A 13,378-nucleotide genomic window follows, 5' to 3' on the forward strand; every position below is an offset into this window, starting at 1 on the left:
GGCGGGCTTTTGTGACTGAAAGAAACAACCGGCACGCCTTTGATCCCGGCCTGGCGGAAGCAAAAGTCGATGGTTGAAATATTGCACGCCAGGCGTAAAATGTAGTTACGTTTCTACATCATCCGCCGATGGGAGGCAATATGTCTGTCACCACAATGTCCAGCCGGGCGTTCAATCAGGCCGTTTCGGCCGCCAGACGGGCCGCAGAAGCCGGGCCGGTTTACATTACGGATCGCGGTAAGCCTGCCCACGTACTGCTGACTTTTGAAGACTATAAAAGATTGACCGGCTCAAGCCGTAATATTCAGGATGCGCTTGCCATGCCTGAGGCGGCGGAGATGGACTTCGAGCCAGAACGTGAAAATATCGTATTCAGGGACGTGGATTTCTCATGAGATATTTGCTTGATACCAATGTGGTTTCTGAGCTTCGTAAGGCACGGACGCCAAAAATAGATCCTGCGGTGGCGTGTTGGACTGACACTGTCGATGCAGGAGATATGTTTATCTCGGCTATTACCGTGATGGAAATTGAAAAGGGCATTCTTAATCTTGCCCGTAAAGATCCTCGCCAGGAAAAGATATTGCGCGGCTGGTTTACACGCCTGGTGATGCCGGAATTTAAAGATCGTATTTTGCCTTTTGACACGGCAGCCGCCGTTTATTGCGCGGGGCTACATATACCCGACCGACGTCCTGCCAATGATGCCATGATTGCCGCTATCGCTTACTGCCACAATATGACGCTCGTCACCCGTAACGTTAAAGACTTTGCCGGGCTGGGCGTGATGCTGCTTAACCCCTGGTGCTGGCAAAAATAGTCACTCAGGTTTTAACAAAGCCCTCACGTACTTTTATGCCGGTATTCACTGCTGAATGATCTCGGCATAGGCTGAGTCAGTTTAAATCGTTACCGATCGCGGAGTTCGAGCGCCTCTATTTTTAAGGGCCGCAGGTTGCTCAATCTGTTGCGGGACTAGCTGAGCCTGACGCCCGCAGCGCGGGTGATTGCTGTCAGCGTGGTCAGGGTCGGGTTTCCGGTTGCCGACAGCGTTTTGTAAAGCTGCTGGCGAGAAAGCCCTGATCTTTTCGCGATCTCGCTAATCCCTCCGCGAGCTTCTACCACGCGGCGTAACGCCGTTAAAAAGGCAGCGATACCGCCATCCTCATAAATATTTTCCAGCGCAATTTGTAGGTAGGTTTCGGCGTAAGTCGGATCGGCTTTCAGCTCTGCAATCGTTGCGGCATCATGATCGACCGTAGGCGGAAAGTTTTTAGCTGTTTTATGAATGGTTGTCACAATCTTTCCTCGCATTGTAATCGTGTAAATAAGAAATGGCTTTAGCGATATCAGCAGGTTGGCTGTTTTTATCGCCACCGTAAAAAAGAAGAATGACGGTTTTTCCTTCTATAGCGTAATAAACACGATAACCCGGCCCGTGGTTAATGCGCATTTCCCAAACCCCATCGCGCACGAATTTATGGTCACCAAAATTCCCGGCAGCGGCGCGATCGATCTGATTATCGATCCTGGCGGCCGCTTCCCGCTGTTTTTTACGTAGCGTCGTCATCCATGTTGCAAAAGGAACATTGCCTTTCCTGTCCTGATAACGACTAATCTTGTATGCCATCTCCCGGCATCCTCCACGCTTTCCCTTGTGTGTTAATTGTCTTTTATATAAGACAGGTGAGCAAGGTGTTTAATAAAATTTCTTGCCCTGAATGGCGTATCCGTAGGGTTCACTATCTTCGTTGCAGCAGCGTTAAGGAACGACTGAATGGATACATTATTATTACATGCACAGTGTTTTTTTTGAGAAAACCGCCTGCCCGAAACCCCATTTCACCGCTGCTGAAGTGATTCAGCTCTTAAAATCACGCCTCCGTTCGCGCAATGTTTATCAGATTATATCAATCCAGTTAACGCAGTGTTATTTTTGGCCTGTTGTCAAAATAACCATAGCCACGTCACCCGCCATCCAGGCCGTTAACGGATATTTTATGAAAACTTCCCTGTTTAAAAGCCTTTATTTTCAAGTGCTAACCGCCATCGCCGTCGGCGTACTGCTGGGGCATTTTTATCCGGAGCTGGGCGCGCAGATGAAGCCGCTGGGCGACGCTTTCGTTAAGCTGATCAAGATGATTATCGCGCCGGTGATTTTCTGTACCGTGGTGACAGGGATCGCCGGGATGGAAAGCATGAAAGCCGTCGGCCGTACGGGTGCGGTCGCGCTGCTTTATTTTGAAGTGGTCAGCACCATCGCGCTGATTATCGGCCTGATCGTGGTGAACGTGCTGCAACCGGGCGCAGGGATGAACGTCGATCCCGCCACGCTGGATGCCAAAGCCGTCGCCGTTTATGCGCAGCAGGCGGAACAGCAGGGCATCGTGGCCTTTTTACTGGATATTATCCCCGGCAGCGTTATCGGCGCTTTCGCCAGCGGCAATATTCTGCAGGTGCTGCTGTTCGCCATTCTGTTTGGTTTTGCGCTGCACCGCATGGGCGACAAAGGCACGCTGGTCTTTAACTTTATCGACAGCTTCTCGAAGGTTATTTTTGGCATTATCAATATGATTATGCGCCTTGCGCCGATCGGTGCCTTCGGGGCAATGGCCTTTACTATCGGTAAATATGGCGTGGGATCGCTGGTGCAGCTCGGCCAGCTGATTATCTGTTTCTATATTACCTGCGTGCTGTTTGTGGTGATCGTGCTGGGCCTGATCGCACGGGTTACCGGCTTCAACATCTTTAAGTTTATCGCCTATATCAAAGAAGAACTGCTGATCGTGCTGGGTACCTCCTCTTCCGAATCTGCGCTGCCGCGGATGCTGGATAAGATGGAAAAGCTGGGCTGCAAAAAATCGGTGGTGGGCCTGGTGATCCCAACGGGCTACTCCTTTAACCTGGACGGCACCTCAATTTACCTGACGATGGCCGCCGTGTTTATCGCTCAGGCGACCAACGCGCATATGGATATTGTCCACCAAATCACGCTGCTGGTGGTGCTGCTGCTCTCTTCAAAAGGCGCGGCTGGCGTGACGGGCAGCGGCTTTATCGTGCTGGCCGCCACGCTTTCCGCCGTCGGTCATCTGCCGGTCGCGGGCCTGGCGCTGATTCTGGGCATCGACCGCTTTATGTCTGAAGCGCGCGCGCTGACCAACCTTATCGGCAACGGCGTGGCAACGGTGGTGGTCGCGAAGTGGGTTGACCAGCTGGATGAAAAACAGCTGAAAGCGACGCTTAACGCACCGAAAAAGTCGAAAAAACTGTCGGAAACCCGCCTGTAAGCAGTTAATAACATAAATATCCCGCCGAAATGCCCGACGTGACTTGCCCTCACGTCGGGCATTTGCATAATAACCCCCATTGTTTGACTATTTTTCACTTTGCGGTGGGACATCCCCGCCGTCGCGTGGTCTAAGAAGCTATTCGTCGGCTTCCCTGAGTTATCCTTTCCACCGATAGCCGTAGGCCACCAGCGATTTTATTGGTTTGTGATTGAGTAGGGGTTCACATGCAGGGCACCACAATTCGTCTTTTAGTGGGTGGGATAGCGCTGGCCTTCGCCAGCAGTTCGGTGCAGGCTGAAACTCTTCAACCCGATCCCGCCTGGCAGCAGGGAAAACTGGAGAACGGTTTTCGTTGGCAGGTGCTGACCACGCCGCAGCGTCCCAGCGACCGCGTGGAAGTCCGCCTGATGGTTGATGCCGGGTCGCTGGTGGAAAGCACCCAGCAGGCAGGCTACAGTCATCTGCTGCCGCGCCTGGCGCTGGTGCATAACGCCAGGCTGGACACCGCGCAGCAGCGCTCGCTGTGGCAGCAAAGCATGAATCCGGATCGCCCTCAGCCGCCTGCAGTGACCTCGTATGACTTCACGCTTTATTCGCTTAGCCTGCCTAACAACCGCCCTGAAGTGCTGAAAGAAGCGATGAACTGGCTGGCGGCTACGGTCAGCGATATGACGGTCAACGAGCAGACCGTTAATACCGCGCTGAACGCCGACGATCCTATCGCTACCTGGCCTGCCGACCCGCAGGATCCCTGGTGGCGCTACCGGCTGAAAGGCTCCGCGCTGTTAGGCCACGATCCCGCTTCGCCGGTCAGCACGCCGGTGGATATGGCAAAGCTGAACGCTTTCTACAAACAATGGTATACGCCGGACGCCATGACGCTGTTCGTGGTCGGCAACGTGGAAAGCCGTGGCCTGGTGGAACAGATTAACCGCACTTTTGCGCCGCTACAGGGCAAACGTGAGACGCCCGCGCCGGTGCCGACGCTCTCTTCCCTGCCGCAGGAGCCTGTCAATCTGGTCAACGCTAAACTGAACCAGGATCGCCTGTCGCTGGTGTGGGATAACCCATGGCAGCCGATCCGCGATTCGCAAAATCTGCAGCGCTACTGGCAGAGCGATCTGGCGCGCGAGGCGCTTTTCTGGCACGTACAGCGCGTACTGAGCGACAATAAAGCGCAGAAAGTGCAGGTCGGCTTTGACTGTCGGGTACTTTATCAGCGCGCTCAGTGCGGGATTAATCTGGACGCGGACAACAACACGCTGGCCCCTAATCTGAACCTGATCGCGCATGAGATGGCGAATATTCGCGATAACGGTCTGCCGCAGGAAGAGTTCGACGCGCTGATGGCGCAGAAAACCGTCGAGCTGAACAAGCTGTTTGCGACCTACGCGCGCACCAATACGGACGTGCTGATGAGCCAGCGCCTGCGCTCGCAGCAGAATGCGGTGGTGGATATCGCCCCTGAGCAGTACCAGAAGCTGCGGCAGAAGTTCCTGTCAGAGCTGACGCTGCAGATGATGAACCAGGAGCTGCGCCAACAGCTTTCGCAGCCGCTGACCATGCTGCTGATGCAGCCGCAGGGCGAGGCGGAAACCAACGTGCAGGCGCTTTACGACGGCTGGCAGAAAATTATGCAGCCTGCGCCTGCCGCTGAAGCCGCTCCGTCAGCGGTGGACGAGACCCGGCCTGAAGTGTCGGATATCCCCGCCACGCAGAATTAATCGACCCGGGGCGCCGTTCTTTTTTCGTCCTGCGGCTCAGCTCAATCGGCCGCAGGCGATTTCAGTCAGGCTGCGGCCAGATTAGAACTCGTCGCAGGCGCTTTCATCCAGGCTGCGGCCAGATTAGCACTCGTCGCAGGCGCTTTCAGTCAGGCTGCATAAGCCTGATTGGCAATCCCGGCGCAGTCGCTTAATTAAGGCTGCGTAGCGTAGACCAGATTCGCTCTTATCCGCGGTCGCGCGCTACCACTTGCGCGCGCGCAGCCACTCATTCACCAGCATCGGCCAGCTGGCAAGCGGCAGATCCGCCACGTTGCGGATGCCGAAGCCGTGACCGCCTTTCTCATAGAAATGCAGTTCGCTGGGCACGCCGTGCTCACGCAGCGCGCTGAACATCACCATACTGTTATTAATCGGCACCGATTCGTCATTAACGGCATGGATCAGCAGCGTTTGCGGCGTTTGCGCCGTTACGCGGGTTTCCAGAGAGTAGGCTTCGATTTCGCGCTGGGTCGGGCAGTCGCCCAGCAATTGCTGCCGTGAACCGGCGTGCGCCAGTCCTTCACGCATACTGATCACCGGATAGAGCAGCACCAGCGCATCGGGCCTGGCGGCCAGTGAATCGGCGATATCCTGCACAGGATAAAGCTTTTCGTCAAAGCGCGTGCCGACGCTGGCCGCGACATAGCCTCCGGCTGAAAAACCCATCATCACTATCCGTTTGCCGTTCAGGCCGCGCGCTGCGCGATGGCGCAAGACGCGCACGGCGCGCTGGGCGTCTGCTAACGGCGCTTCGGCCGCTTCATGGTGGCCGTCCTGCGGAAAACGGTAGGTCATCACCGCCAGCGTATAGCCCATAGAGGTAAAGAACATCGCCAGCGCGCTGCCCTCTCTGTCGATCATAATGCGCTCGAAACCACCGCCTGGCGCAACCAGCAGCGTTACGCCGTTGGAGGTTTCGGGATACCAGAACGCCAGCTCCGGGCAACGCACGCCCGAAGCAGCACGATCGAAAGGCTCATATTCTTTAGCCATATCCACAATCTGTGGGCTAACGCGTGAATCGCTGGCGCCTGGCGCATCGCCGTGGGGCCAGATAGTGATAATGTCGGCTTTCATAAACGCTCCCGCTCCGCCTTATTGGTCATACAGGCGAAGCTAAAAATTCAAATACCTTATGGTAATAAATTCAGCATCACCGATTTTGGGCTAAGCCGTCCACTATTCAGCGCTTAATTTCATCTATTTCAGAATTTATCCAGGAAGTTTAGCAGGTATTCTGGTCGCGATAAGACAGCAGAAATAAGTAGTATTAAATGCTGGAAGTTTGTTTTTTATTGAGAGGAAATAATTACCGTTAAGTTTTTAAAAGCTACCTGGCATCGCTTTCTGGATAATCCACTTTTTATTTGGCTTAGGTAAGATGGAAAATTTAGGGTAAATATCATTAAATTTGCCCGTTAGGCGCAAACAGCTGCTGTGTAATTTGTTAGTTTGGTGCTTGCTGCCTGTTACCTGTTGCTGTTGCTGTTGCTGTTGCTGTTGCTGTTGCTGTTGCTGTTGCTGTTGCTGTTGCTGTTGCTGTTGCTGTTGCCTGTTACCCGTTTGCTTCTTTGCTTCTTTGCTGCCTGTTGCCTCAGCGCGTTAAAGGGAGCTACAGCACCCGATTCCCAGAGGTTAATTTCGTTCTTATGCAGGCGTGAATATAACGCTAAAGTTTAGCGAGCGAAATTGAAATAATAGGGTGTAGCTTTTTCCCCGGCGGATGCTGGCTGTGATCGGTTAAAGCTCACGTTTTACTATAATATAGCCGTTAAACTTCACGGAGCATTCGTCGTTATCGATCAGAAGTGACGCTAAAGTGATGTTGTGTTTATTGTTATGATTAATATAATCATACTGGACAATAATATTCTGCGCATTGCTCTGCAGAAAAATTGCCTTGTATTTTTCAATCGGGGTAAAGTGTTCGCTTTCTGAATTATAGCTTTTCCTGGCCAGAAGCTCTGCCAGCTCAGGCGTCACTTTATTCGCACTGACGAGGGTCAGTTTAGTTTGCTGCAAAAGAATATCGCTCTCCTTGATACCTGAATCCTCAATCAGGGTATCGGATCATACTGATCCCATTGCTCCTGTTTATATCAAGGCAGGCTGGCGCCCGCAAACCCATGTGTAAAGATAAATAACGCTGTTAGAGACTATTTCTCATTGTACGATTAGCTCCTGATCCCTGCTGTCCGCAATTTTTTGCCGATTATAAGTGAGACAATACAGCCTGTGGATGCAGTTCCTTTGCCATTATCACCCTGAATAAGAAACCCATCCCTGTGACACATGCTGTTCCCCGGCAAGGGGGTGAGGCGTAAAACATATTTTCCTGCAGAACGATGTACGGCTTCAGGACGTTCAATGTGATATCTGCCGCGTGGCAGCGGCCCTTTATACTTAAGGCATTCAAGCGCGATATCGTTCCTGCATCCGGCCTGTTAAATCCGCCGCGCCGCGTTTTGCGGCGCGGGGGAACAGGCGTCAGGCAAGTACATCAGGCATGGCGGAGAGCGGGATAATCGCGCCGCGATGCTGGATCACCGTGCTGGCCGTCAAATGGCCTCTTCTTGCTGCCTCTGCCGCGTCGCCGCCGTTCAGGCGTACCGCCAGATAGCCGGCGCTAAACGAGTCACCGGCTGCGGTGGTGTCCACAATACGGCTGGCGGGAAGCGCCTGCGCAGGCACTTCCACAATCGGTTCGCCGGCTACGGAAACCAGACAGGCTTCTGCCCCGCGCTTGATAACGACCTCTGACACCCCGGCTTCATGCGTTCTGGCAATGACGCCTTCCACGCCGGTTTCGCCCCACAGCAAATGCTCGTCGTCCAGCGTCAGGAAGGCGATGTCGGTCACGGCCAGCATTGACCGGTAAGCGGCCTGCGCCTCTGCAACGGAAGCCCACAGCCGGGGACGATAATTGTTGTCGAAAATAACCTTGCCGCCGTTGCTGCGGCAGCGCGCCAGCAGCGTTATCAGCTTTTCGCGACCCGCTGGCGTCAGGATGGCCAGGCTGATGCCGCTCAGATAGAGATAGTCGAACTGCGCCAGCTGCTGACAAATTTCCTCGGCGCGCGGGCCTTCCAGCCAGAAGCGCGCGGCCGCATCATTGCGCCAGTAATAGAAAGTCCGCTCGCCGTGGGCGTCGGTTTCTATCACGTAAAGGCCGGGCAGTTTGTTCTCCATGCGCTGGACAAGCCCGGTCTGCACTTTTTCCTGTTGCCAGGCCGCCAGCATATCGCTACTGAACGTATCCGTGCCCAGCGCGGTGACGTAATGGACGGCCAGCTGGCTGGTCTGACGGGCAAGATAGACCGCCGTATTCAGCGTATCGCCGCCAAAACCGCGGCACAGGCCCTGTTCTTTTTGGGACAGCTCAATCATACATTCGCCGATAACGGCGATATTTTTCCTGGTCATGATATTCCGCTCGCTACGTTTTTTTGCCCCAGTTTCGCCGTGCTGACCGCCGCAGTCAATATTTTAAAACGCTGTTTTATTTTTTTAGCGCAGGCCTCACGAGCCCCTTTAGCCGCAAAGAACGCGATAAAGTTATCCAGGCGAATGCCGATACTGATTGCAGAAGCCCCACCCATTACGGCCTCAAAAATAACAAGGATCTTAATATGGTGCTGAAGAACATCAGACACCGGCTTCCTCCCTCAACTGTCGTGAAACAGCAACAGCAGGAGCGTCTTTACTGGCGAGAATGCCAGCGCACCTACACGTTTCAGCCGATCTACCGGGTAACCGGCAGCCTGATGGCAATTGAGCTGCTCACTGCGGTGTTTCATCCTTCCGCGCCGGGCCAGAGAGTATCGCCGGAGTCCTATTTTGCCGCGCTTGACGCTACGGAGCGGATGCTGATTGTTCGCGAGCAGCTGGAACTGCTGGAGAAGTGGAAAACAAAATTTATCGAAGGCGGCATGGTGGCCTCGGTCAATATTGACGGCCCGACGCTACAGGCCGTCCAGCACAATCCGCTGGTTCGCCAGCTTATCGCGCGCTGTCCGTGGGTGCGTTTTGAACTGGTGGAACATCAGGTGCTGCCGCAGGAAGCGCTGGTCGCACAGATCCCGGAGCTGGGGCCGCTGTGGCTGGACGATTTCGGTTCGGGCATGGCGAATTTTTCTGCGCTATCGGAGCTGAAATATGACTATATCAAGCTGGCACGTGAGCTGTTTATCCTGCTGAGAAAATCGGAAGAGGGCCGCAGCCTGTTCAATATGCTGCTGGCGCTGATCAACCGCTACTGCAAAGGCGTGATTGTAGAAGGCGTCGAGACGCTGGAGGAGTGGCATCAGGTAAAGAACTCGTTCGCCTGCGCGGCGCAGGGCTATTATTTCGCGCACCCTATGCCGTTTGATCGGCTGGAAACGCTGCCGCTAAAGCTGGCGTAATACCGTTTTCTCTCTGCTCGTCTATCTTTACAGGAGACGAAGCGAACAAGGAGATAAACAGTGTCGCGCACAGGAAAAGTAATTAGCTGGATTGTCGGGATTTTTTTGTTGCTGGTTGTGGTGGTAGTGGTAGTTATCGCGACATTTAACTGGAACCGCCTGAAGCCAACTATCAACCAGAAAGTCTCCACAGAGCTGAATCGTCCTTTCGCCATCCGCGGCGATCTGGGCGTTGCCTGGGAGCGTAATCGCGACGAGCCGGGCTGGCGCAGCTGGGTGCCGTGGCCGCACGTGCACGCGCAGGATATCCTGCTGGGCAACCCGCCTGCTATTGACGATATTACGATGGTGCATTTGCAGCGCGTGGACGCAACGCTCTCTCCGCTGGCGCTGCTGCATAAAGAAATCTTTATCCCGTGGATCAAGCTGGAGCAGCCCGATGCGCGTCTGATCCAGACGGCGAAGGGCAAAAATAACTGGACGTTTGACCTGGCCGCCAGCGACAGCGCCTCGTCCGATGCGCAGCCTTCCGCGTGGACTTTCCGCATGGACAACATCCTGTTCGATCAGGCAAAAATCGCTTACCGTGACGCCATCAACAAGGCGGACGTGCAGGTGACGGTCAATCCATTGGGCAAGCCCGTTCCCTACGCCCAGATTGCAGGCGGCAAGGATGAAGCGGGTCAGAAGGGCGCATCAGACTTTGTTTTCGGCTGGAAAGCGGCCGGGACCTATAACGATGAGAAGCTAACCGGCGACGGTAAACTCGGCGGCATGCTCTCGCTGCGCAGCAAAACTAATCCTTTCCCTGTTCAGGCCGATGTGCATAACGGCACCACGCGCGTGCAGGTGGCGGGCAGCCTGCAGGATCCAATGAACCTGGGCGGGCTGAATATCCGCCTGCGCTTCTCCGGCGATACGCTGGCGAACCTGTATGGCCTGACCGGCGTGCTGCTGCCGGATACGCCTCCTTATGAAACCGACGGCCATCTGATTGCCCGTTTTCAACAGAAAGGCGGCCCGGTCTTTCATTACAACGATTTTAACGGCCATATCGGCGACAGCGATATTCACGGCTCGCTGACCTACAGCCAGGTGAAGCCGCGCCCTAAACTGGAAGGCTCGCTGGAATCACGCCAGCTGCGCATGGCCGATCTGGGGCCGCTGATCGGCGTTAAATCCGGTAAGGGCAGTGATAAAACCGAGCAGGCGAAGGCGAAAAGAGGCGAGGCACCTAATCAGCCTGCGGATCGGGTGCTGCCGCACGACAGATTCGATACCAAAAACTGGGACGTAATGGACGCCGACGTGAAGTTTAGCGGCAAGCGTATCGAACACAGCGATTCCCTGCCCATCAGCGATCTCTATACGCATCTGGTGCTGAAAAACGGCAATCTGCTGCTGGATCCACTGCGTTTCGGCGTGGCGGGCGGCAGCCTTAATTCAACCATCCGCATGGAAGGCGACCGTTCGCCGATGCGGGCGCGCGCCGATCTTCACGCGCGTAATCTGAAGCTGAAGCAGCTGTTTTCCAGCGTAGAGTCGATGCAAAGCAGCATGGGACAGATCAACGGTGACGCCACGCTGAGCGGTACGGGCAACTCCGTTGCCGATATTCTGGCGACCAGCGACGGCAGCGTAAAACTGTTGATGAATGACGGCGTGATCAGCCGTGGCCTGATGGAAATCGTCGGTCTTAACGTAGGTAACTATGTGGTTGGCAAGCTGTTCGGCGATGACGAAGTGCGTATCAATTGCGCGGCGGCCGATCTGAACGTGGCGAACGGGGTGGCCTCGACCAAACTCTTTGTCTTCGATACGGAGAACGCGGTGATCAATATCACCGGCACCACGAACTTTGCTAACGAACGGCTGGATCTCTCGATTAATCCAGAGAGTAAAGGAATGCGTATCGTCACGCTGCGTTCACCGCTTTACGTCAAGGGCACCTTTAAAAATCCCGACGCGGGCGTAAAAGCCGGGCCGCTGATTGCCCGTGGCGCTGCGGCCGTGGCTTTGGGGGCGGTAGTGGCGCCTGCCGCCGCGCTGCTGGCGCTGATTTCGCCCAGCGATAACGAGCAGAACCAGTGCGTTAACGTCCTGCAGCAGATGAAAAAGAAATAAAAAAAGCCCGGCGATTGCGCCGGGCTTTTTTTTGCCAAACTGCCGAGGGCCGGTTCAGCATCACGAGCCGGATTAGTCGAACAGCGACTCGTGGCGGGTTTCCCGGCTGGCGAGCAGCGCGAACAGCGTCAGACAGGCCATCGCCGCCAGGTAGAGTCCCACGTAGAACAGGCCATAGTTGTGTGCCAGCCAGGTCGCGATATAAGGCGCGACCGAAGCGCCCAGAATCGACGACAGGTTGTAAGAGAACGACGCGCCCGTGTAACGCACCTCGGTCGGAAACAGCTCCGGCAGCAGCGCGCCCATCGGGCCGAAGGTCAGCCCCATCACGCTTAAGCCGCACAGCAGAAAAGCCATCACCATCCACTGGCTGCCGGAACCCAGCATCGAAGGGAAAACCAGCGCAAAGGCGATAATCATCAGCGTAATCACAATCATCGTCTTGCGGCGGCCAAAACGGTCGGCCAGCAGGCCCGCAATCGGCACCATTACGCCAAAGCCGATCACCGCCAGCATCAGCATCCACAGCATGGTATTACGCGGGAAGCCTAAGCCGTTTGGCGCCGGCGTGGTGCCATAGGTCATGGAATAGACGGTCATGATATAGAACAGCGTATAGGTCGCCAGCATGATAAAGGTGCCCAGAATGGTCGCCTTCATATGCTTCGACAGCAGCGTGCCGATAGGGATTTTGACCTGCTTTTTCTCTTTTTTAACTTTAGCGAAAACCGGCGACTCATTGAGCGAAACGCGCACGTACAGCCCGATCAGCACCAGCACCGCAGAGAGAATAAAAGGCACGCGCCAGCCCCACTGCATAAACTGCTCATCGGTTAACAGCCACGAGAGCAGCAGGAAAGTGCCGTTAGCGAAAAAGAAACCGATGGGCGCGCCAAGCTGCGGAAAGGAGCCGTACAGCGCACGTTTTTTCGCCGGGGCGTTTTCGGTCGCCAGCAGCGCCGCGCCGCCCCATTCGCCGCCCAGCCCCAGGCCCTGTCCAAAACGCGCCAGCGCCAGCAGCAGCGGCGCGAAGACGCCGATAGTTTCGTAGCCCGGCAGCAGGCCGATAACCACGGTGGAAATGCCCATCGTCAGCAGCGACGCGACCAGCGTGACTTTACGGCCCGCGCGGTCGCCGAAGTGACCAAAAAGCGCGGAGCCGATGGGGCGCGCAATAAAGGCGATGGCGAACGTTGCCAGCGACTGTAGCGTTGCGACGGTGGCATCGCCCTGCGGGAAGAAAATATGCGGGAAAACGATTACCGCCGCGGTGGCGTAAATATAGAAATCGAAAAATTCGATAGCGGTGCCGACCAGCGAAGCGATCACCACTTTGCCGCGTGAATTGACGGGCTGGGTGTCCTGTTCGGCGTCGAGCGATGGTGCGATGGAGGCTTGCATAATTGTTTCTTATTTTTAATACGTGAAAAGGAATCTTACGCACTGGATCCCGTTCGTTCAATGGTGGCCAGCCGGGGTGCAGGCGCGGAAAAGAGGATCGTGCGTAAGATAGCGTCGGCGCTGGCTGATAGCCGGGCGAAACGCCCTTTTCATGGCAAGATCCACCAGCAAAGATGCGATAAAAAGTATCTCTTCAGGTAAAAATGCCTGCGCCAGCCCGCTTTTTGCGCATCCGGCGGCATTTTCGGCTGAGGGCGGCATTCAGGGTACGCGCCGTCGGGCGGTTACGAAGCATGTCGGCGCCGGTTAAATCAACCTTAAATCAACCCCGCTTTTCTGCCGTCATTCGGCTTTTTCCTGATCGAAAACAGCTCGTCAGACGGCCTGGTCAATA

The 13,378-nt window shown here is 55.2% G+C and carries 14 protein-coding genes and 1 pseudogene; 6 read left to right on the forward strand and 9 right to left on the reverse strand.

All coding sequences use genetic code 11. The annotated features are described in order from the left end of the window. Positions 1-140: 140 nt before the first annotated feature. On the forward strand, positions 141-395 hold the full coding sequence (locus ACA373_RS17510; protein WP_253456475.1) for a type II toxin-antitoxin system prevent-host-death family antitoxin: 255 nt from the start codon (positions 141-143) through the stop codon (positions 393-395). Then, positions 392-820, forward strand: coding sequence for a type II toxin-antitoxin system VapC family toxin (locus ACA373_RS17515; protein WP_301730610.1), 429 nt, complete (start codon positions 392-394; stop codon positions 818-820). The genes ACA373_RS17510 and ACA373_RS17515 overlap by 4 nt, the downstream gene beginning before the upstream one ends. Before the next feature lie 155 nt (positions 821-975). On the opposite strand, the gene ACA373_RS17520 is transcribed toward ACA373_RS17515, so the two are convergent. Continuing rightward, positions 976-1,290, reverse strand: a complete 315-nt coding sequence (locus ACA373_RS17520) for an addiction module antidote protein (protein ID WP_253461162.1) — start codon at positions 1,288-1,290, stop codon at positions 976-978. Beyond that, positions 1,283-1,630: a type II toxin-antitoxin system RelE/ParE family toxin gene (locus ACA373_RS17525; protein ID WP_301251494.1), complete on the reverse strand. Its 348-nt coding sequence runs from the start codon at positions 1,628-1,630 to the stop codon at positions 1,283-1,285. Before ACA373_RS17525 ends, ACA373_RS17520 begins: the two co-directional genes overlap by 8 nt. Positions 1,631-2,000: 370 nt before the next feature. Here ACA373_RS17525 and ACA373_RS17530 point away from each other — a divergent pair, with 370 nt between their 5' ends. Both ACA373_RS17530 and ACA373_RS17535 read left to right on the forward strand, forming a co-directional pair. Further along, the gene (locus ACA373_RS17530; protein WP_253456466.1) at positions 2,001-3,287 is read left to right on the forward strand and encodes a dicarboxylate/amino acid:cation symporter; all 1,287 of its coding nucleotides are present in this window, start codon (positions 2,001-2,003) and stop codon (positions 3,285-3,287) included. A 227-nt stretch (positions 3,288-3,514) separates the two neighbouring features. Next, positions 3,515-5,014, forward strand: a complete 1,500-nt coding sequence (locus tag ACA373_RS17535; RefSeq protein WP_253456463.1) for a pitrilysin family protein — start codon at positions 3,515-3,517, stop codon at positions 5,012-5,014. A 243-nt stretch (positions 5,015-5,257) separates the two neighbouring features. Here ACA373_RS17535 and ACA373_RS17540 read toward each other — a convergent pair whose 3' ends face one another. From ACA373_RS17540 to ACA373_RS17560, 5 genes and pseudogenes are all read right to left on the reverse strand, one after another. Then, positions 5,258-6,133: an alpha/beta hydrolase gene (locus ACA373_RS17540; protein ID WP_253456460.1), complete on the reverse strand. Its 876-nt coding sequence runs from the start codon at positions 6,131-6,133 to the stop codon at positions 5,258-5,260. A gap of 663 nt (positions 6,134-6,796) precedes the next feature. After that, positions 6,797-7,078: a hypothetical protein gene (locus tag ACA373_RS17545; RefSeq protein ID WP_370734891.1), complete on the reverse strand. Its 282-nt coding sequence runs from the start codon at positions 7,076-7,078 to the stop codon at positions 6,797-6,799. A gap of 152 nt (positions 7,079-7,230) precedes the next feature. Beyond that, positions 7,231-7,482: pseudogene (locus ACA373_RS17550) on the reverse strand (DUF2778 domain-containing protein); the annotation flags it as partial. 61 nt (positions 7,483-7,543) lie between these two features. Then, entirely contained in the window at positions 7,544-8,479 is a 936-nt protein-coding gene (locus tag ACA373_RS17555; RefSeq protein WP_370734892.1) for a sugar kinase, read from the reverse strand. Continuing rightward, the gene (locus ACA373_RS17560) at positions 8,476-8,709 is read right to left on the reverse strand and encodes a hypothetical protein (RefSeq protein ID WP_301730614.1); all 234 of its coding nucleotides are present in this window, start codon (positions 8,707-8,709) and stop codon (positions 8,476-8,478) included. Before ACA373_RS17560 ends, ACA373_RS17555 begins: the two co-directional genes overlap by 4 nt. Between ACA373_RS17560 and pdeH the strand changes: the two genes are divergently transcribed. Beyond that, complete coding sequence (gene pdeH / locus ACA373_RS17565) at positions 8,686-9,459, forward strand: cyclic-guanylate-specific phosphodiesterase (protein ID WP_125289307.1); 774 nt, start codon at positions 8,686-8,688, stop codon at positions 9,457-9,459. The two genes, ACA373_RS17560 and pdeH, sit on opposite strands and share 24 nt — an antisense overlap. 60 nt (positions 9,460-9,519) lie before the next feature. Beyond that, entirely contained in the window at positions 9,520-11,583 is a 2,064-nt protein-coding gene (locus ACA373_RS17570; RefSeq protein WP_370734893.1) for an AsmA family protein, read from the forward strand. Between the two features lie 72 nt (positions 11,584-11,655). Here ACA373_RS17570 and ACA373_RS17575 read toward each other — a convergent pair whose 3' ends face one another. After that, entirely contained in the window at positions 11,656-12,984 is a 1,329-nt protein-coding gene (locus ACA373_RS17575; protein WP_370734894.1) for an MFS transporter, read from the reverse strand. Positions 12,985-13,041: 57 nt separating this feature from the next. Further along, positions 13,042-13,245 carry a hypothetical protein gene (locus tag ACA373_RS17580; RefSeq protein WP_301730615.1) on the reverse strand — a complete coding sequence of 68 codons (204 nt, stop codon included), beginning with the start codon at positions 13,243-13,245 and terminating at the stop codon, positions 13,042-13,044. Positions 13,246-13,378: the final 133 nt, after the last annotated feature.

This window comes from Erwinia sp. STN24 (genome assembly GCF_041320675.1).
Taxonomy (GTDB): Bacteria; Pseudomonadota; Gammaproteobacteria; order Enterobacterales; family Enterobacteriaceae; genus Erwinia; species Erwinia aeris.

Excerpts from the sequence above, each read along its gene's own strand:
- ACA373_RS17540 (WP_253456460.1), bottom strand. The coding sequence starts at position 6,133 with ATGAAAGCCGACATTATCACTATCTGGCCCCACGGCGATGCGCCAGGC.
- ACA373_RS17530 (WP_253456466.1), top strand. The coding sequence starts at position 2,001 with ATGAAAACTTCCCTGTTTAAAAGCCTTTATTTTCAAGTGCTAACCGCC.
- ACA373_RS17515 (WP_301730610.1), top strand. The coding sequence starts at position 392 with ATGAGATATTTGCTTGATACCAATGTGGTTTCTGAGCTTCGTAAGGCA.
- ACA373_RS17580 (WP_301730615.1), bottom strand. The coding sequence starts at position 13,245 with ATGCCGCCCTCAGCCGAAAATGCCGCCGGATGCGCAAAAAGCGGGCTG.
- ACA373_RS17555 (WP_370734892.1), bottom strand. The coding sequence starts at position 8,479 with ATGACCAGGAAAAATATCGCCGTTATCGGCGAATGTATGATTGAGCTG.
- ACA373_RS17535 (WP_253456463.1), top strand. The coding sequence starts at position 3,515 with ATGCAGGGCACCACAATTCGTCTTTTAGTGGGTGGGATAGCGCTGGCC.
- ACA373_RS17510 (WP_253456475.1), top strand. The coding sequence starts at position 141 with ATGTCTGTCACCACAATGTCCAGCCGGGCGTTCAATCAGGCCGTTTCG.
- ACA373_RS17525 (WP_301251494.1), bottom strand. The coding sequence starts at position 1,630 with ATGGCATACAAGATTAGTCGTTATCAGGACAGGAAAGGCAATGTTCCT.
- pdeH (WP_125289307.1), top strand. The coding sequence starts at position 8,686 with ATGGTGCTGAAGAACATCAGACACCGGCTTCCTCCCTCAACTGTCGTG.
- ACA373_RS17575 (WP_370734894.1), bottom strand. The coding sequence starts at position 12,984 with ATGCAAGCCTCCATCGCACCATCGCTCGACGCCGAACAGGACACCCAG.